The organism is Paenibacillus sp. MAHUQ-45 (genome assembly GCF_058133325.1).
Genome location: NZ_JBYUPV010000006.1, coordinates 334802 through 353105, shown reverse-complemented (window position 1 = coordinate 353105; position 18304 = coordinate 334802). Strand labels below are relative to the sequence as shown.

The window sequence follows — 18304 nt, the reverse complement described above, 5'->3', positions numbered from 1 at the left end:
TCCTAATTATTGTCCTGCTTATCATTTAAAATTGCCATAAGAACCTTATCGTAGTATTTACCCGATTTAAATAAACTTTCTTTCATTATTCCTTCAGTAACAAATCCAACTTTTTGATAAGCTTTAATAGCTCGTGTGTTATATGAAAATACAAACAAAGAAATTCTATGTAGATTTAATTCATTAAATGCAAATCTAACCAAAGTTTCTATTGCATCTGATCCTAATCGCTTTCCCCAGTACTTTTCATCACCTATATAAACATATAATTCTGCATTTCTGTTTATAAAATCAATATTGTTAAGTCCAATAATTCCAATCAAAACATTACAAGATTGCTCCTGAATACCAAAAATTTTGTTTAACTTATCAGTTAATTTATTTTGAAACCAAATTTCATGTTCAATTTCAGAAACAGGATATGTAGTTCCTATTAAATATTTTAACTCTGGATTATTTACCCACTCTAAAATTTGATTAGAGTCTTTTATATTAAGCGCTCTTAAATTAACTAATTCCCCGACTATCACAAGCACACCCCCAAAATATACCAATATTCACTTGCTTTGGCTCAATCCGTCAACTATATTTATATTCTTTCTTCTAAATACATTATAAATCGTAATAAAAAATATTTTGATATCTAAAATTAGTGATATATTTACAACATAATAAATATCATTTTTGAATTTTTCTGATTGTATTATTGAATTTCTATAATATGCTTGACTATACCCAGTAATTCCAGGTCGCACATTTAGCTTATTAACTTCATTTTTATTGTAATAATCTAAAGCTTCTGGTAAGTCAGGTCTAGGTCCTACAAAACTCATATCACCTATTAGTACATTAATAATTTGAGGTAACTCGTCAAGACTTGTCTTTCTAATAAACTTACCTATTTGGGTTAATCTAGTATCATTATATGAATTAAAAGTAGACCCATCCTCATTTCTAATATCAGGGGCATTAACTTTCATAGATCTTAATTTATACATTTTAAAAACTCGTTTATTCATTCCTAATCTTTCTCCCAAATAGAAAACCGGTCCTCTATCTTCCAACTTAATAATCAATCCGCATATTGCTACCAAAGGAAGTATCAGGGGCATTAACATTAAGGCAAATATAACGTCTAATAATCTTTTCATATATTTTTTATACAATCCTACTTCCCTCCTACATAAGAACTTCTTTCAAAGCTGTTGCCACATATTCCACTTCTTCATCAGTAAGTGCTGTATGTAGCGGTAACGTAATCTCATTTTTATACATATTAAACGAATTGGGGTAATCATTCATATCGAACCCTAAATTTTTGTAAGCTGTATGCAGCGGTAATGGTTTGTAATGAACATTAGTTGCAATACCTTTTCTAGCCATTTCTTCTATAACCATATTTCTATAATTCTCATTCTTATCATTAAGCCTTACAAGATACAAATGACCACTAGAATTATAAATATCATCATAATGCTTTAATACAGTTAAATCTGATTTTTCCAGTATTGAATTATATTTCTCAATAATTTCTTTTCGTCTTTCTAACAGTTCAGGATATCTTCTTAATTGAACAAGACCCAAAGAAGACATGATATCTGTCATATTACACTTATACGCTGGCATAACAATATCGTAGTCCCACGCACCTAATTTTGATTTTGCCAAAGCATCTTTACTCTGTCCATGCAATGTTAATAACATATACTGCTTATATATATCCTCATTCTCAAAACCATTAATAGATTTCCACGTTACTGCGCCACCTTCTGCTGTTGTAAGATTTTTAACAGCATGGAATGAAAATGCTGTGAAATCCGCAACATCGCCACTCAATCTATTTTTATAGGTTGCCCCAAAGGAGTGAGCTGCGTCGCCAATTACTGCAATTCTGCCAATTGCCTTTTGAATATTATTATTGGGTTTAAAGATATTCTTTTTGCTATTTACAGCTTCATAAATCCTATCGTAATCGCACATTACACCTGCAATATCAACTGGTATTATAGCTTTAGTTTTCTCTGTGATAGCATCTGCTATTGCATCATAATTAATATGAAAAGAGTCCATACCAGTATCAACCAGGATAATTTTAGCCCCTACATGGTGTATAACACTAGCAGAGGCAGTGTATGTATACGCTGAGGTAATAACTTCATCTCCTGGACCTATACCAAGAAGTCTCAAAGTCATTTCCATACATGCCGTTGCTGAATTCATTGTTACTACGTTTGAAATACAACAATACTCAGCTATTTTCTTTTCAAACAATTTCGTTTTCGGACCTGTTGTAATCCATCCTGATTTCAAAGTATCTATTACTTCTTCAATCTCTGCATCTGTGATATCAGGAGGAGAAAATGGTATATTTCGTAATTTTGTATTAGACATTAATAATCCTCACTTTATAATCATGAAATAATTACCTTTAATATCTATAAATATTATCTATTATTTTCGCATACTACCTTTGGATTCTTGAACAATAAATAACCTGAAATCTTTCCTTCAAGTGTTCCTATTAATTAGAACCGCCAATATAAAGCGAAAATTCAAAACTGTAGTTCCTAGCGATGTACTCTTAAAAATTAGCCCTATTACGAATAATAATAGGGCTAACAATCTGAATAAGTAGGTCAATTCACAGTAAAACGACGAGTGAATTCCAAACGTCAAGCCGATAAACAAGCGGATACAGAAACGTTGAGAATATCATTACTATGATATATTTAACAGAGCACATAAACCGATAAACCTCACTGGTGGCGCGCTGATTTAATAATCTTTTCAACTTTCTGCCCGAATCTCAAATAGTTGAGAAAGCTATCAAGCAACGTAAGAGAGGAAAATATAAACACAAACTACAGGCTATGAAAGAGACATGTCTTTTCCTTAGCATCAATATTTCTGAGCAATCTAGAACGATGATCAGGTGGGTTTGCGCGAGTTTTCTCACATTGCTGCTGTAAACCCATGAGTTAATTGAATATCAGGCATGCTGGAAGCTCTTCGCTGAATAGGCTTACTAGCTAGTTCATACTACGTAAAAAGAGGCTGGCCGTCTACCCTCGCTTGATTTCCATACCAATGGTGCATAATGACGCCAAGCTGAAAACCGATGATACATCTCTACCAGCCTCGCTGATACAATATCTCTGGTTGTACGTTCAACTTTACTAAGATAGAAGTAACTGATATCAGATTCTCATGTAAAAATACTATTCTTCTTTACAACGCCAATCCCTGAGCCCATGCCATACCTGCTTTTAAAGTCTCTTCAAAAGCATTTCTATATTCGCTGATAATAGCAGTGCTATACCCATTACTGTTCAGTTTTTGTTCAGCATCGGCGATTATGCTATTGAAACTTGCTTTAAAGGAATTTAATTGCTCTTGGCCCTTGGCCTTAATGTTCTTTTTCTTCTCAGCATCATCATTGGCAGCAATGTACTCCATAGCCGTACTGAATAATGCAGATTGACTCTCAGCTTTGAGCGCATTCAGCTTTGCTTCCGTTGCGCTAGTAATAGATTCATAGGAAACTTTATCGCTTCCTGTTCCTCCGCCACCTGCACCGCCGCTACCACCTGCATTACCTGCTGCTGCATTTGTCGGAGCTGGTGTTGCAGAAGGTGCAGTAGTCGCTGTAGGGGATTTGGTGCTCGCAGGCTGATCGGAGCCAGAGTTGTTCTTACCCTCTTGTTCCTTCACTGCTGCTGATACCGCTGTTATCGTTTTTGTTTTCTGGTCCCAACTAATCGAATTGCCGACAGATTCCGATAAATAACGTAGTGGTACATATACGGAGCCGTTCAGGATATAACTGGATTGGCCCGCAGGCAATTTCTTGGCTGAACCGCCAAATACATAACTTGCATCGATGCTATTTAAAGTAATATTTTTTGCAGCTGCGGAACCGGCTTGATTGCCAGAAGCATTCATCAAGAACTCCTTGATCACAACTAGCTCAGAACTGCTTGGTTCAGCTACAGTCACCTTCAGGTTCTTGGCATCCCAGCTCACCGATTTTTGCAGTGCATAAGACATGAAGCGAAGTGGTACATAGGTAGAATTGTTGTACATAAATACATATTGTCCTGCTGGCGGTTGCAAGTTTACACCGTCGAACACCATTTTCACATCCACGGTCTGAACCTTAATGGTATTGGTCTTAGTTGTCGTAGAAGCTGCAGCAACAGGGGCTGGAGCGTATACAGACAATGGTGCGATGTTGATCAACAATCCCAGGCTTAACAATACGGCGGATACTTTTAGCTTACTCACTCTTGGTCACTCCCTTTTCTTCTGCGATGACTTGGTCACGAGTCTTTCCTTGGCTGATGCCGTATTTCTTGGCGATTTGCGATAGCTCGTTGTATTGTTCTTCGGTTACTTTACCGAGAATGATACTGCGCGCTTCCTTTTTCTTTTCGACGGTTAAGCCGCCTTGTGCAAGCTCTTGCAGTCGCTTGATATCTGAGGCGCTGAGTTGACCCAAAACAATGGATATGACATCTGCTTTATCTTTTACGGTAATGCTCTGTTGAATTTCCTTGGCCTTGTCTTTGGAGACTTCTGCAGTATAGCTATCTTTAGAAGTTCCTGTTGTCCCTTTGTCTCCAGCCGAAACTGTCCCTGAAGCTCCTGCAGTTGGCTTCTTCGTCGGGGTAGTTCCATTTACTCCCTCGGAAGGGCTTGCATTAGAAGAGTCAGTTCCAACATTATTGTTAGCAGAGTCAGGCACATCTGGTGACTTATCGGTGCCTTGTCCATCAGCTACAACAGGGTCTTCTGCATCCAGGTCAAATCCATCTGCCATGGAGTTCATCAGCCTGTCTACAGCGTAATTGGCAGCAAATGCACCGCCGACACCTAGAACAACAATGACTGACAAAGACCAGAGTACGACTTTTTTCCATCTTTTCTTCTTTACCATTAAGGGGTTCCCCCTGCTTCTGAAATTAGTTAGCTATTCGCGGCTTGAGCGACAGGTAGCATGGGGACGATCTGGTTAATAACTTCCCGTATAGCCTCCGGCTCTTCGGCAAGTACACGCTCCAACCGCTTGAATTCTAGTTCAAGCTGATTGGCACTCATAATCTCCGGTTTTCCTATGAAAATCCGGTTATGCTGGGTCGCACCCAGGTTCTCTTCATCCGTTAGGAGTTCTTCGTACAGCTTTTCACCTTCACGAATTCCTGAGAATTTAATCTCAATATCTACATAAGGCTCGTACCCTGACAACGTAATTAAATCTTCAGCCAAAGTAAGGATCTTCACCGGTTCTCCCATATCCAGGATAAACACTTCTCCACCTTTGGCAAAAGCGCCAGATTGGATAACGAGCTGTACTGCCTCTGGAATGGTCATAAAATAACGTACCATCTCGGCATGAGTGACCGTTACCGGTCCACCTGCAGCAATCTGCTGCTTGAATGCCGGAATTACGCTGCCTCGGCTGCCCAGCACATTGCCAAAGCGCACCGCGGAGAATTTGGTCTGACTTGTTGCACTCAGGCTCTGCACATACATCTCAGCAATCCGCTTGGTCGCCCCCATTACACTGGTAGGATTCACGGCTTTGTCTGAAGAGATCATCACGAATCGCTCGGCACCATATTTGTCGGCACAATCAGCCACGTTGCGTGAACCGAATACGTTATTCTTGATTGCTTCAGAAGGATTTCTCTCCATTAAGGGAACGTGTTTATGTGCTGCTGCATGAAAGACTACTTGCGGGCGATGACTGCGGAAGACGTCCATCATCCGGGATCGGTCCTGTACATCTGCAATGATTGTAAGGATCTGCGCCTCCGGAAAGCTCTTGCGAAGCTCCATCTCAATCGTATAGATACTGTTCTCGCCATGCCCTAGTAAGAGCAGCTTGTCCGGTGAGAACGGTAGGATCTGCCGGCAAAGCTCCGAACCAATTGATCCGCCTGCTCCGGTAACTAATACGGTTCTGCCATAGACATACCCCAGAATACCGTTCATATCTGCGACAATCGGCTCCCGTCCCAGCAGATCCTCCACACTAACGTCGCGCAGTTTCTTGACAGATATTTTGCCAGCGATAAGATCCGTGAGTGCAGGGATAATCTTCAGCTTTGCGCCCGTCTTCTTGGCAATGTTAATGATTTCAGAGATCTCCGTGCGCGAGACGGAGGGCATCGCAATGATAATCTCATGGATATTTCGTTCCTTCACAATCCCAGGAATCGCATAACGATTGCCTAGTACAGGAATCCCTAATATCGACATATGATATTTATTCATACTGTCATCAATGAATCCCACCACTTTGTTCTGAGCGAACATCGGACCCATCATTTCCCGGGCTATAAGTGTACCGCAGTCTCCTGCTCCGACAATGAGGGTGTGGGTCTGGGTGTCCTTGTAGTTGATTCGCTCTCTATGAAGCATCCTCCATAAGAAACGAACACCCCCTACCAGAACCAAAATGGTCTCCACGGAACGAACTTCTACGCCAAATGGTACACGTTCCGGTAAAATGATGAAGGCTATGCCGTAAGAGAGCAGCGCTCCTACCAGAATAGCCTTGATGACTGATATGATTTCTCCGATACTGGCATACTGCCACATTCGCCGATATAAGCCAAAATAAATCAAGCTTCCGCCGAAGGTTACGGTAGAGATCAGTCCATATTGATAGATTTGAATGTAATATTCCCGAGGCATATCATCATAAAAACGGAACAGATAGGATGTCACAATACTGAACCAGATGATGGCAAGGTCTACGAGGAATAAAACAACTATTCTAGTTTTCGCTGTCATTTTTAGTGCCTCCAAAAATAACATTCTCCCTACGATTCTGGTCAATTTCCGTAATAGTAATAGTAATAACCCTCGCTGGCCTTGCGTTTGACGTTATTCAAAACAACACCCAACATTTTCGCCCCTACCCGATCCAGGCCGGATTTGGCTTTCATTGCAATATCTCGTTTTACCTTGCCGTAGCTGACTACCATAATTACGCCATCGCTCTTCGAAGCCACAATCTGCGCATCGGTCACCGCCAGAAGTGGAGGCGTATCGATAATCACAATATCGAATAATTCACGCATTTCCTGAAGCACAGTGGTCATACGGTTGGAGGCCATCATCTCAGCCGGGTTCGGCGGAAGTGGACCTGAAGTGATCAGGGACAGGTTAGGTACCCCAGAGTCCTGAACTACATCATCCAGATCAGCCTGCTTGGACAGTAGAGAAGATAGTCCGTAGCGGTTACTGAGCTTAAAGGTCTTGTGGGCTGTAGGCTTGCGCAAATCGCCATCGATTAACAATACTTTTTTATCCGACTGTGCATATGCAGCAGCCAGGTTCGCTGAAACGGTGGACTTGCCTTCTTCCGGACCCGAGGAGGTAATCATAATGACCTGGATCTTCTCATCCACCGAAGAAAAATCAATATTCGTACGCAGCGCCCGGAAAGCTTCCGATATAGGCGAGCGCGGGTTGGTAACGGTAATGAGGTGACGTTGTTGATTATTTGGTGACTGTGACATGTTCAAGGTCCCCTGCCTTTCCAGAAGTTTGGACTTGAGCCTGTCTTGAAGTGGGCTTGGCACCATTCTCTTGTCCCACTCTTGTAATCATGGCGATCGTAGGCAGACCCAGATATTTCTCAATATCCGCTTCCGTCTTGATGGTATCGTCCATGTATTCGAGTAGGAAGGCGATGCCTAATCCAATCATCAACGATACTACAAAAGCAATGGCGATATTCAACAATACATTGGGTTCGACGGGTCCAGGTTCAACTGGAGGATTCACTTTGGCTTCATTCAAGATCGAAACGTTCTGAACATTGAATAGCGATGGAATTTCCTGCTTGAACACAAGCGAAATGGCATTCACGATTTCTGCAGCTTGTGTGTAGGAATTATCTCGAACGACAAGTGTCATCACCTGCGTATTGTTGACGGAGCTGACATTAACTTTTTTCAAAAGCTCTTCAGTGGTTATGTTAAACTGCGGATAATTCTTGATTACGATATCCAGAATCGCCGGAGTCTTGATAATTTCTTTATACGTATTGATCAGTTGAATATTAGTATTGATCTGATTGAGGTCAAGCTGCGTCATCGCCGACTGGGTCGGGGTCTGGTTGACGATAATTTTGGTGGAGGCTTCATATACCGGCTTCTTGATATACAAGCTGTAAACCCCGGCAAGAGCGCACACAACTACAACAATACTGACGATCATCCACAGTCTCTTCCTGACGATCCGGAAATAATCGCGAAGATCCAATTCTTGTGATGACAAGTGAAATTACCTCCAAGTTGTTTCTAGAATATCCCAGAGAAGGACCTCCTCTCATCTGCATGAAAGGAGGTTCTCCAATTTACTATATTATTTGAAGTTAATAGTGCGGTAGATAATTACAGCAGCTTCAGCACGTGTAGCAGAATTGTTAGGATTGAATTTACCAGCATTACCGATAACCAGGTCATGGCTTGCTGCGAAAGCAACGCCTTCCTTCAGGGAAGAACTGATCTTGGCAGCATCACTGAATAGGCTCAGGGCCGACAGCGAAGTCGTGCCTTTGATATCCTTCTCAGATTTCAACGCACGGGAGATCATAGTTGCCATCTCAGCACGAGTAATCGTTGCGTTCGGATCGAACTTGTTATCGCCACGTCCATTGATAATGCCCTTCTCAGCAGCAACTGCAACATAAGGTGCGAACCAATCGTTGGCTCTTACATCGCTGAAGGTTGGGGTAGCAGAGCTGTTCTCCAGATTCAAGCCACGAATCAGCATCTTCGCGAATTCAGCGCGAGTCACGTTACTCTTCGGAGCAAATTTGCCGTCGCCTACGCCTTCGATAACACCTTTAGCGGCTACAACTTGAATTTGTCTTCCAGCCCATGTCTGTACACTAGCTGTATCGCTGAAGGATACTTTGTTCTCAAGTACAGCGTAGGAAGAGAAGGTATCACGTGGCTTCACAATATGATCGCCATCCAGTACGCCGCCTTGGAACTGCAGGTTGCTATATACCAGCTTGGTTACGGAAAGAAGCTCTTTGTCCAGACCTTCAGTATTTTTCAATGGCAGCTTCAGTGTAATCGGTTGTTTGAAGGTAGTTACGGCTTTGCCGTCTACAGTCAAATTGAATTCATATACGCTAGAAGCCAGTTTCAGTTTGGTTACGGAAGTTACAACTGCATCTTCAACATTGGTGACGGTCAGAGCAATTGCAGCATCGAATTGTCCCACTGGAATCGTAACGGTCAGACCGTTGAAGGTTACCGCAATGTTAGCGATACCTTTAGCTTTTGCTGCATCGATGATCGCTTTGGACAGCGGCACTTCTACCGTCTTAGCATCCACAGTACCCAAGTCCAGGGTCAACGTTTTAGCTTCTTTATTTGCTGCTAGAAGTGCGTCAATTGCCTTCACTACATCAGCATCAACCAGCTTCAGGGTAGCTTTGCCGTCAACAATGGATACCAGTTTGGATACGTCGTAGACGCCACCGTCTTTAATAACTGGAGCTGGTGTACCCGGATAGGAGTCTGAACCGTTACTAGAGTTGCTAGGGTTGCTAGGTCCAGGATTGCTAGGTTCACCAGGATTTTTGATCAGTGGGTATGCCTTCAGATAAGCAGCAAAGAGAGAAGCTGCTGCCGGTTGAGCTTTATCAAGGTTTTCTCTTACATTGTTTACCGTCGTATAGACCTCATCACTGGTAATACCCAGATTATACACTGCTTGACTGACAGTTAAATGATTAGGGCCCTCTTTCTTAGTCAAAACACTCTTGATCGCTGTCTTCAGCAGTTCCGGGCTAAGATCCTTATCGGTAATCTGCTTCCGCAGTTCAGCTTCTACGCCTTCAGTCCCGAAGATGAATTCGTTGAGGTCGTCAAAAGTCAGGCTGTCTACCTTGGCTGCCTTAGCAATTTTGTCCAGCAGCTCAATATTCTTGTCCACCACAAGCTTATTCTTAATGACACCGGTACCTTCAGCATATACGTCATAAACTACACTGGAGACACTTTGGAACAATTCATAGGATGTGTTCACATCCGCTGGGTCCAGAACCTCTTTGGAAACCAACTTGTTCAAGATCGGAGCAAAGATTTCCTTGTAAGCGTCGAAACTAAGACTCTCAGCTTGTTGTTTGTAAGCAAAAAGTGCTTCTCCGGAAGTCAGATTGCTATAGATCTTCTGAATTCTCTCATTAATTTCCGACTTGGTAGTTACTGCTGAAGCCGCAGCTACTCCCGTCAGTCCAAACTGCTTAGCCAGCCCCTCGCTGCTAAACGGAATTCCTGCAAAAGACGCTGCAGCCATGCTGACTGCCAAAGTCGATACTGCCAGTTTCTTCTTCAAAGTCACTGTTCATCCACCTCTTCTTACATATTTTTTAATTGGTACAACTGGAAAAATCATGGTGTCTTCAACCCAATAAAAACCATTCTACCATCATTCCAGCATTTGGTCAGCCTTTTCGGGAAAAAAAAGCGAACAATTTCTGACGCTTTGTTCGTATTTTTACAAAATGCTGCTGAAATACCTGCTCATTCATGACAATTTTCTGCGTGTTTTCACGAAAATAGTCGCAGACCTCCGGCCCCATCTCTGACTCTAGTATTCTGTATGCCTCACTCAGTCCGAACGGACGGCGCACGCTGTCATGGGCATCGGAAGCAATCATATGTACGGCCCCCATGCGGCATAGCTCCAGCGACAGCTTTTGCAGCTTGCTCCCGAAGGTACCCGCAAGACTTTGCGCAGTTAATTGGCCCAGTACACCTATTTCAGTCAGTTTTTGCAGTTTGGCTGGCTCTGCTGCAACTTCGGCATTGCGCTCCGGATGTGCAATAATCGGAACGATTCCCTGAATGATCAGTTCATGGCAGACTTCCTCCATATTGCGGGGGATTCGTGAGGATGGCATCTCTAGCAAGAGATAACGAGAACCTGACAAAGTTAAGAGCTCGCCCTGCTCCAGATCAGCCAAAAGATCGCCATAGACACGGACTTCCTGACCCGGAAGAACATTCAGCGGGTTCCCGGCCCGCCGAAGTCTCTCATTCAACTCCTCCACAGCTGCCAGTGTATTACTTGCAGGATTCATATATTGTCCGTTGGCATGATGTGGTGTGGCGACTACGCTGGTGATTCCATCCGCCAGGGCATCGCTCGCCATGTCTAGTGCAGCGTCCCAGTCACTAGCTCCGTCATCCATAAAGGGTAAGATGTGGCAATGTATATCTATCATAAGTTCTCTATCGGTCCTTTCTACCTATATCTTTAGTTTTTCGACAAAAAAATACAACCATTTCGCTTGGAAATGATTGTACCTTTCAGTAACTCTTTCATTATGCTTCCAATTGGAAAAGCCTTGCGGCAGCAGCGCTCAATTCACCATCAATCTCTGCAATACGGTACAACGATTCCGCGGCATTGCGTGCATCCAGCAGCAGATTCACCTGCCGCCTGAGGGCTGCAATCTCCTCTTCTACGAAGTTGGATTGGTATATTTTCAGCATTTCTGCAACCGTATGCTTGTGCTGGTAGATCAGCTTGCTGCCACCAGGCGTAATTTCCGAAATTTGGCGGACAGAGCCAGCCACATAGTAATACATCATCGTGAAGCCTTTGTATATTCGATTAACCGTTCCTGTTCCCTTGTAGGTTACGAACAGCTTGCGAATCGCATTATTCAAATGGGGGTTGACCACCCGACAGGACAACTTGCAGACATAAATGCTACCCTTGCGTTCAAAGGACAAGTGAACTTCCTCTCCCCCAGCCGCCTCCAGCACAATCTCCTGTTCCCCGCCGCCGAGCACTTTGACACGGTGACTAATATAACAGGTATCTGCTGTGAGCAGGAACTGGTTCATCTGAAATTCCGTCATTTGCAAAGTCGCATTCACATATTCCGTAGCCAGACGCTGAGCCATCTTAATCCCTCAATTCTTGGTAACACTGTTTAGCAAGATTATACAATGAACACGAGCTTCTTGCCATACTGCTATGCACGTTCTACGCTTCGGTGACTTCACCAGCATCCGGCTCTTGACCGTCAGCTACCTCTTCTGCCACTTCCTGCTCAGTAGACTGGATATGCTCGGCGATCAGTGCCCACAGCTCCTCACGACCAAGTCCGATTTCCGATGAAAATTGAATGAACAGATCACCCGGCAGTACGCCCAGTTCCTGCTTCATGATCTTGATATGCTTCGGCCAACGGGTCTTCGGAATTTTGTCGGCCTTGGTGGCTACCACGCACATCGGAATGTCATAGTGCTTCAGCCAGTCGAACATCATCTTGTCATTGCTCGTAGGCGGGTGACGAAGATCCACGACGAGCAGAACAAGCTTCAGCGTATCCCGTTCGGCCAAATATTTTTCCACCATTTTACCCCAGGTCGCACGCTGGGTCTTGGACACCTTGGCGTAACCGTATCCTGGAAAGTCCACGAAATACATGTTCTCATTAACAAGATAATAGTTCATATGCTGCGTCTTACCCGGGGTAGAGCTTGTCCGGGCCAGATTCTTACGGTTAATCATACGATTGATCAAAGAGGACTTTCCTACATTGGAGCGCCCTGCCAGAGCAATCTCTGGCAAGGCGTCGTCAGGGTATTGATCAGGGCCGACGGCACTGATAATAAATTCGGCGTTATTAACTTTCATAGAACTTCCTTTCTAATGCACACTACTACGTGGCTCACTGCTGATTTTTAGGTATGATGCTCCACAAGCGCATGATGCAGCACCTGGTCCATATGGGATACCGGGACGAACTCTACATCTTTTTTGACGCTGTCGGGAATTTCCTTCAAGTCACGTTCATTGTCCTTGGGCAGTAGAATTTTCTTATACCCGGCACGATGAGCCGCAAGTGATTTTTCCTTCAATCCACCGATCGGCAGTACACGACCGCGAAGCGTAATCTCACCGGTCATGGCGACATCCTTCGAGACATAGCGTTTGGTCAACGCAGAGATTAACGCCGTAGCGATCGTTATACCTGCGGATGGTCCATCCTTCGGAATGGCACCTTCCGGGATGTGAATGTGAATATCATTTTTCTCGTAAAAATCAGGCTCCAGCCCCAGCTCCACCGCTTTCGAACGGGTGTAGCTGAAAGCGGCTTGTGCCGATTCCTTCATGACATCTCCAAGCTGTCCAGTCAGGATCAGCTTACCTGCGCCCGGAACCACCGTTACCTCAATCAGCAGCGTATCGCCGCCAACCTCGGTCCAGGCCAGACCTGTTACCGTTCCGATCTGGTCCTCCAGCTCTGCCATGCCATAACGATACTTGGAGGCTCCCAAATAATCCTTAAGATCTTCCTCAAGGATAGTTACAGCTTCCTTCTCCGCCGAGACCAGTTGCTTCGCAGCTTTACGACACAAGGCAGCGATCTGCTGCTCCAGGTTACGCACCCCGGATTCCCGTGTATATTCACGGATAATCTTAAGCAGGGTCTCCTCTGGGATGCTCAGCTGATCCTCTTCCAAACCATGGTTCTTCTTCTGCTTCGGCATGAGATAACGACTGGCTATCTGCAGTTTCTCCAGTTCCGTGTATCCGGGAATAAAGAGCATCTCCATCCGGTCCAGTAGGGGCCGTGGGATGTTGTGCACTGCATTGGCTGTCGTCACGAACATAACGTTGGACAGATCAAATGGCAGCTCGACAAAATGGTCGCTGAACGTGCTGTTCTGTTCCGGGTCCAACACCTCCAGCAGCGCAGCTGAAGGATCGCCGCGGAAATCCGCAGCCATCTTGTCGATTTCGTCCAACAGAAAGACCGGATTCGTACTGCCAGCGGTCTTCATGCCTTGAATGATCCGACCCGGCATCGCACCGACATAGGTGCGGCGGTGGCCGCGAATCTCAGCTTCATCCCTCACACCGCCGAGCGAGATGCGGACGAATTTGCGGTTCAGCGAACGGGCGATCGAGCGCGCCAGCGATGTTTTGCCGACACCCGGAGGCCCTACAAGACAAAGAATAGGTCCCTTGAGCTTCTTAACCAGTTGCTGAACGGCCAAGTATTCCAGCACCCGTTCCTTCGGCTTCTCCAGACCATAATGATCGGCGTCCAGCACCTCTTCAGCCTTCACGATATCGAGATCATCCTCGGTCCAGTCATTCCATGGGAGACTAAGCAGCCAATCCACATAGTTGCGGATCACGCCACCTTCCGCCGAGCTAGCCGGCATTTTCTCCAGACGGTCGATCTCCTTCTCGATCTTCTCTTTGACACGCTCCGGAAGATCCTTCTCTTCCATCTGGGCCCGCAGCTCTTCCGCTTCCCCTGCCCGGCCTTCCTTCTCGCCAAGCTCTTTCTGGATCGCTTTCATTTGCTCGCGCAGATAATATTCCTTCTGGGTCTTCTCCATCTGCTTCTTCACGCGCTGGTTGATCTTGCGTTCCAGTTCCAACACTTCACGCTCATTGTTGAGAATATCGAGCAGCTTCTCCAGACGTTTGCGAACATCTATGGTCTCCAGGATTTCCTGTTTATCCTTGATCTTCAGCGCCAGATGGCTAGTGATCACGTCAGCCAAACGCCCTGGCTCCTCAATATCGGATACCGCAGCAAGCGTCTCCGGCGTAACTTTCTTGGAAAGCGTGATATAGTGCTCGAACTGATTCAGAACGGTGCGCATCAGGGCATCGCTCTCCTGATCGGCTCCCTCTTCCTCAGGCAGTTCACGCGCCATCACTTCATAATACTCTTCATTATCGGTATAATGAATGATTTCGGCCCGTTCCACACCTTCTACCAGCACACGAATCGTGCCGTTCGGCAGCTTCAGCATCTGCCTTACGTTGGCGACGGTACCCACCCGAAAAATATCTTCCTGACCCGGTTCCTCAATATTCACTTCAGATTGAGAACAGAGGAGGATTAAATTATCTTCAACCATAGCCTTCTCCAGCGCTTTGACTGACTTCTCGCGGCCCACGTCCAGGTGAAGCACCATGCTCGGGTACACAAGAAGGCCTCGAAGCGGCAATAAAGGAAAACGACGACCTTTCGATTTGTTCTGTATCATCGCTTTCACACCCCCAATGGCTCTCAAGTAATGTCACATGCATTCATTCTATCAAAAGCAGCCTCAAAACACCAACGGGCCGCTATTATGCGGCCTGCCGGTGTTTGCTATGCTTGTATTGCAATCTATTTCCCAGGCGCAACCGATGATGTTGCTGTGCTGAATATGAAAATCTACAGGCTTAGAAATTCTACAAACTTAGAAGATCTACAAACTTAGAAATTCTACAGACTTAGAAATTCTACAGACTGGTGCTTTCGCCGGAAGCATCGGCTTTGAGCAGCGAGGGCGCTCCCGAGAATGTCTCGCCGGATACGGCTGGCAGTCTCACATCGGCGATATGTGCGCCGAAGAGGTGGCGGAATACTTCCTCCACTGTCTCCACGGGAATGACCCGCAGTGGCGAGAGGTCTTCAAACAGAGACTGCCAGTTGTCTTTGGGAATCAGGACAGTGGTAGCTCCAGCCTGGAAGGCGGCTTCGACCTTGGCGATAACGCCGCCCACCGGCTTCACACGTCCATGAATCCCAATCTCTCCGGTAATTGCCACTGTGTTGTCCACAGGCAGCCCGCGGATGGCGGAGACAATGGCCACCGCCATCGCCACCCCGGCAGAAGGCCCATCGATGGGTGTACCACCCGGGAAATTAACGTGCAGATCATAACGATCCGGCTCTAGGTTCATGGTGCGTAGCACAGTCAAGACATTCTCCACCGAACCCTTGGCCATACTCTTACGCCGGATCGTGCGCGAGCCACCGCGCGTCTCTTCTTCATCGACAACGCCGGTGATGTTGAGTCGGCCCTGACCACCTGTAGCTGGTGCTGCCGACACTTCAATTTCCAGCAGCGTACCCATGCCCGGTCCGTAGACCGCTAGCCCGTTGACCAATCCCACTTGCGGAGCTGTGGGAATCTTGCGCTCGGTGCGCAGCGGGAGCTGGCTGCTGCTCGCTACCCACTCTACATCCGCAGCGCTAAGGGTTTCGCGCTGCTCAGTCAGCGCAAGACCGGCCGCCAACTGAATCATGTTGACGGCTTCCCGCCCGTTGGTAGCATATTGCTGGACAACGGTAACCGCCTCGGGACTCGGCTTTAGCCCGATTTTCTGAATCGCATCCCGGGCGATGACAGCAATCTCCTCCGGCAGCAGTGGCCGGAAATAGATCTCCATGCAGCGCGAGCGGAGCGCGGGCGGAATTTCCTCTGGCGAGCGCGTCGTTGCACCTACGAGACGGAAATCTGCCGGCAGGCCATTTTGAAAGATATCATGAATATACGCCGGTGTATTGCTGTCCTCTGAATTATAATAGGCGCTCTCCAGCAGCACCTTCCGGTCCTCCAGCACTTTCAGCAGCTTGTTCATCTGGATGGGATGCAGCTCCCCAATCTCGTCCAGAAACAGAATCCCCCCATGCGCCTTCGTAACCGCGCCCGGTTTGGGTTGAGGCACGCCGGCCACCCCCATGGCCCCGGCTCCCTGGTAGATAGGATCATGCACAGAGCCGATCAGCGGATCGGCAATTCCTCGTTCATCAAAACGAGCCGTAGTAGCATCAATCTCCGTGAATTTGGCATCATTTTTGAACGGGGAGAGCACATTCCTCTTGGCTTCTTCCATCACTACACGCGCTGCGGCCGTCTTGCCAACACCTGGTGGTCCATATATGATGACATGCTGCGGATTCGCGCTGCACAGCGCGGCCTTCAAGGCCCGCAGACCATCCTTCTGCCCCACAATATCTCCGATGGAGGCCGGACGTGTCTTCTCCGACAGCGGTTTGGTCAGCGACACCATCCGCATTTTACGCAGCTTATCCAGCTCTTTTCGCGATTCCCGGTCCACCGCCGTCTTATTGGTCTTCTGTCCCCGCAGCAGATTCCAAAAATAAACGCCGATAACCAGCGCGAAAAAGAGCTGCACGATCATCAGCAATATACTTAATTCCATAGGTCATCCTCCTGTTCGTTCTGAATACCTCTCTTACACCCTTGGCTACTACTAGGTAGTATAGCCGTTTCGGTCATTCATAAACGCTCGGGGGAGATGATTTCTGGATTAGCGTTCTACTTTTTCAACTCTCTCTCATCAATCCCAGTAATGCAGAACCTCTCGGCCTAGTTCATACTGTACATTCCGCATTCCGTCGCCTCTTTTAACAGGTACCAACCAGCCCTTCTCACACAATCCTGACAGCAGTATACGTACTCTTCTTGGGGTCAAGGCAAAAAAATCGGCCACATCCTTCGGGCGGATGCTTCCAGCTTGCCCTACTACGAAACGCATAACTTCTTTCTCCATTAGCTGAATCCTGCCATCTGGTGCCTTAATCGTCTGATGTCGGCTGAGCGCGAGTCTTAGTAAGGTTATACACAAATCAGGGCGCTGCTCCACATCATCGTATGCGAAGGAAAGTACCTGATACCCCATTCCATACAGAAACGTTTCTCTATTCAGCTCATTACTGTACTTCTGTCTGTCCATGTCTCTAACATGCGCTGCATACCCTTTGATCTCGAACAACAGTTTGAGGGGTCCCGGCAAATACGCGAAATCTGCAAAGTACGAACGTCCTCGCCAATCCAGCACTTCATACTCCGGATGCAAATCAGCGAAATCTCCCCGAAGCGGCCACCATACATTGTGCAAAAATAGTTGTTCAGCGTGCCCGTGTCCTCTTTTCAGCCGACCCTGCCTCTCTCCCGACCTGGCGGTCAGATGGCGCTCCAGAAAGGCTTCATGTGCTTGTTCATAATTGATGATCTTCTCCTCCTCTATTTAAAAAAATACAAAAAAACGCCCCGCTCTCGCCGCCGGATAACCCGGAGCGTTCGCAGGGCGTTCTTCGCCACTACTTAGAAGTATGCATCATGCCATTTTCTTCCCGCAGCTGAAGGCTGAGGTAAATTAAGGGCAAAATCGTATCTTAATTACACTGATGATTAGAGATATATAGAAATAAGGGCATTTTAGTACCTTAATTCGAAGGTTATTTCCCTGAATCCTAACTTTTGCACAATTTAAGGTGCAGAATTGCACTTATATTGGTTTTTGCTTCATTTGGCGCGTAAATAAGGTGCAAAAATGCCTCTATTTTCGAAATAGAACCTTTGTACGAGCTCCCCAGTATCAGTTTGCCAACACCAGCTACTCAGCACGAGCTGCACAGTATCAGCTTACCATCACCAGTTACTCAACACCAGCTATCCAGCCACCAATCGAGCAACGATGTGAAGCT

General features: G+C 46.0%; 15 protein-coding genes. All 15 read right to left on the bottom strand.

Going from position 1 to position 18304, the window contains the following annotated elements:
* Positions 1–2: 2 nt before the first annotated feature.
* Complete coding sequence (locus AC3Y23_RS15910; RefSeq protein ID WP_379200549.1) at positions 3–530, bottom strand: GNAT family N-acetyltransferase; 528 nt, start codon at positions 528–530, stop codon at positions 3–5.
* Positions 531–557: 27 nt separating this feature from the next.
* Entirely contained in the window at positions 558–1166 is a 609-nt protein-coding gene (locus AC3Y23_RS15905; protein WP_379200547.1) for a sugar transferase, read from the bottom strand.
* Between the two features lie 13 nt (positions 1167–1179).
* A complete protein-coding gene (locus tag AC3Y23_RS15900; protein ID WP_379200545.1) occupies positions 1180–2391 on the bottom strand; it encodes a DegT/DnrJ/EryC1/StrS family aminotransferase in 1212 nt (403 codons plus the stop codon).
* A gap of 837 nt (positions 2392–3228) precedes the next feature.
* Positions 3229–4284 carry a stalk domain-containing protein gene (locus tag AC3Y23_RS15895; RefSeq protein ID WP_379200543.1) on the bottom strand — a complete coding sequence of 352 codons (1056 nt, stop codon included), beginning with the start codon at positions 4282–4284 and terminating at the stop codon, positions 3229–3231.
* Entirely contained in the window at positions 4277–4936 is a 660-nt protein-coding gene (locus tag AC3Y23_RS15890; RefSeq protein ID WP_379200541.1) for a hypothetical protein, read from the bottom strand. The genes AC3Y23_RS15895 and AC3Y23_RS15890 overlap by 8 nt, the downstream gene beginning before the upstream one ends.
* A gap of 29 nt (positions 4937–4965) precedes the next feature.
* Entirely contained in the window at positions 4966–6798 is a 1833-nt protein-coding gene (locus AC3Y23_RS15885; RefSeq protein ID WP_379200539.1) for a polysaccharide biosynthesis protein, read from the bottom strand.
* A gap of 41 nt (positions 6799–6839) precedes the next feature.
* A complete protein-coding gene (locus AC3Y23_RS15880; protein WP_379200537.1) occupies positions 6840–7529 on the bottom strand; it encodes a CpsD/CapB family tyrosine-protein kinase in 690 nt (229 codons plus the stop codon).
* Entirely contained in the window at positions 7510–8292 is a 783-nt protein-coding gene (locus AC3Y23_RS15875; protein WP_379200535.1) for a YveK family protein, read from the bottom strand. The genes AC3Y23_RS15880 and AC3Y23_RS15875 overlap by 20 nt, the downstream gene beginning before the upstream one ends.
* 87 nt (positions 8293–8379) lie before the next feature.
* Positions 8380–10374 carry an S-layer homology domain-containing protein gene (locus tag AC3Y23_RS15870; RefSeq protein WP_379200533.1) on the bottom strand — a complete coding sequence of 665 codons (1995 nt, stop codon included), beginning with the start codon at positions 10372–10374 and terminating at the stop codon, positions 8380–8382.
* A 103-nt stretch (positions 10375–10477) separates the two neighbouring features.
* Complete coding sequence (locus AC3Y23_RS15865) at positions 10478–11260, bottom strand: tyrosine-protein phosphatase (RefSeq protein WP_379200531.1); 783 nt, start codon at positions 11258–11260, stop codon at positions 10478–10480.
* Between the two features lie 100 nt (positions 11261–11360).
* Positions 11361–11948: a non-ribosomal peptide synthetase module gene (locus tag AC3Y23_RS15860; RefSeq protein WP_379200529.1), complete on the bottom strand. Its 588-nt coding sequence runs from the start codon at positions 11946–11948 to the stop codon at positions 11361–11363.
* Positions 11949–12030: 82 nt separating this feature from the next.
* A complete protein-coding gene (gene yihA / locus AC3Y23_RS15855) occupies positions 12031–12687 on the bottom strand; it encodes a ribosome biogenesis GTP-binding protein YihA/YsxC (RefSeq protein WP_379200527.1) in 657 nt (218 codons plus the stop codon).
* 47 nt (positions 12688–12734) lie between these two features.
* Positions 12735–15065 (bottom strand): endopeptidase La, encoded by a 2331-nt coding sequence (lon, locus tag AC3Y23_RS15850; protein WP_379200621.1) that lies wholly within the window; start codon positions 15063–15065, stop codon positions 12735–12737.
* 241 nt (positions 15066–15306) lie between these two features.
* On the bottom strand, positions 15307–17016 hold the full coding sequence (gene lonB, locus AC3Y23_RS15845) for an ATP-dependent protease LonB (RefSeq protein ID WP_379200525.1): 1710 nt from the start codon (positions 17014–17016) through the stop codon (positions 15307–15309).
* A 138-nt stretch (positions 17017–17154) separates the two neighbouring features.
* The gene (locus AC3Y23_RS15840) at positions 17155–17715 is read right to left on the bottom strand and encodes a hypothetical protein (RefSeq protein WP_379200523.1); all 561 of its coding nucleotides are present in this window, start codon (positions 17713–17715) and stop codon (positions 17155–17157) included.
* Between the last annotated feature and the right edge of the window lie 589 nt (positions 17716–18304).

Coding starts and splice junctions, on each gene's coding strand:
- AC3Y23_RS15900 (WP_379200545.1), bottom strand. CDS start 2,391: ATGTCTAATACAAAATTACGAAATATACCATTTTCTCCTCCTGATATC.
- AC3Y23_RS15890 (WP_379200541.1), bottom strand. CDS start 4,936: ATGGTAAAGAAGAAAAGATGGAAAAAAGTCGTACTCTGGTCTTTGTCA.
- lonB (WP_379200525.1), bottom strand. CDS start 17,016: ATGGAATTAAGTATATTGCTGATGATCGTGCAGCTCTTTTTCGCGCTG.
- AC3Y23_RS15865 (WP_379200531.1), bottom strand. CDS start 11,260: ATGATAGATATACATTGCCACATCTTACCCTTTATGGATGACGGAGCT.
- AC3Y23_RS15885 (WP_379200539.1), bottom strand. CDS start 6,798: ATGACAGCGAAAACTAGAATAGTTGTTTTATTCCTCGTAGACCTTGCC.
- AC3Y23_RS15880 (WP_379200537.1), bottom strand. CDS start 7,529: ATGTCACAGTCACCAAATAATCAACAACGTCACCTCATTACCGTTACC.
- yihA (WP_379200527.1), bottom strand. CDS start 12,687: ATGAAAGTTAATAACGCCGAATTTATTATCAGTGCCGTCGGCCCTGAT.
- lon (WP_379200621.1), bottom strand. CDS start 15,065: ATGATACAGAACAAATCGAAAGGTCGTCGTTTTCCTTTATTGCCGCTT.
- AC3Y23_RS15860 (WP_379200529.1), bottom strand. CDS start 11,948: ATGGCTCAGCGTCTGGCTACGGAATATGTGAATGCGACTTTGCAAATG.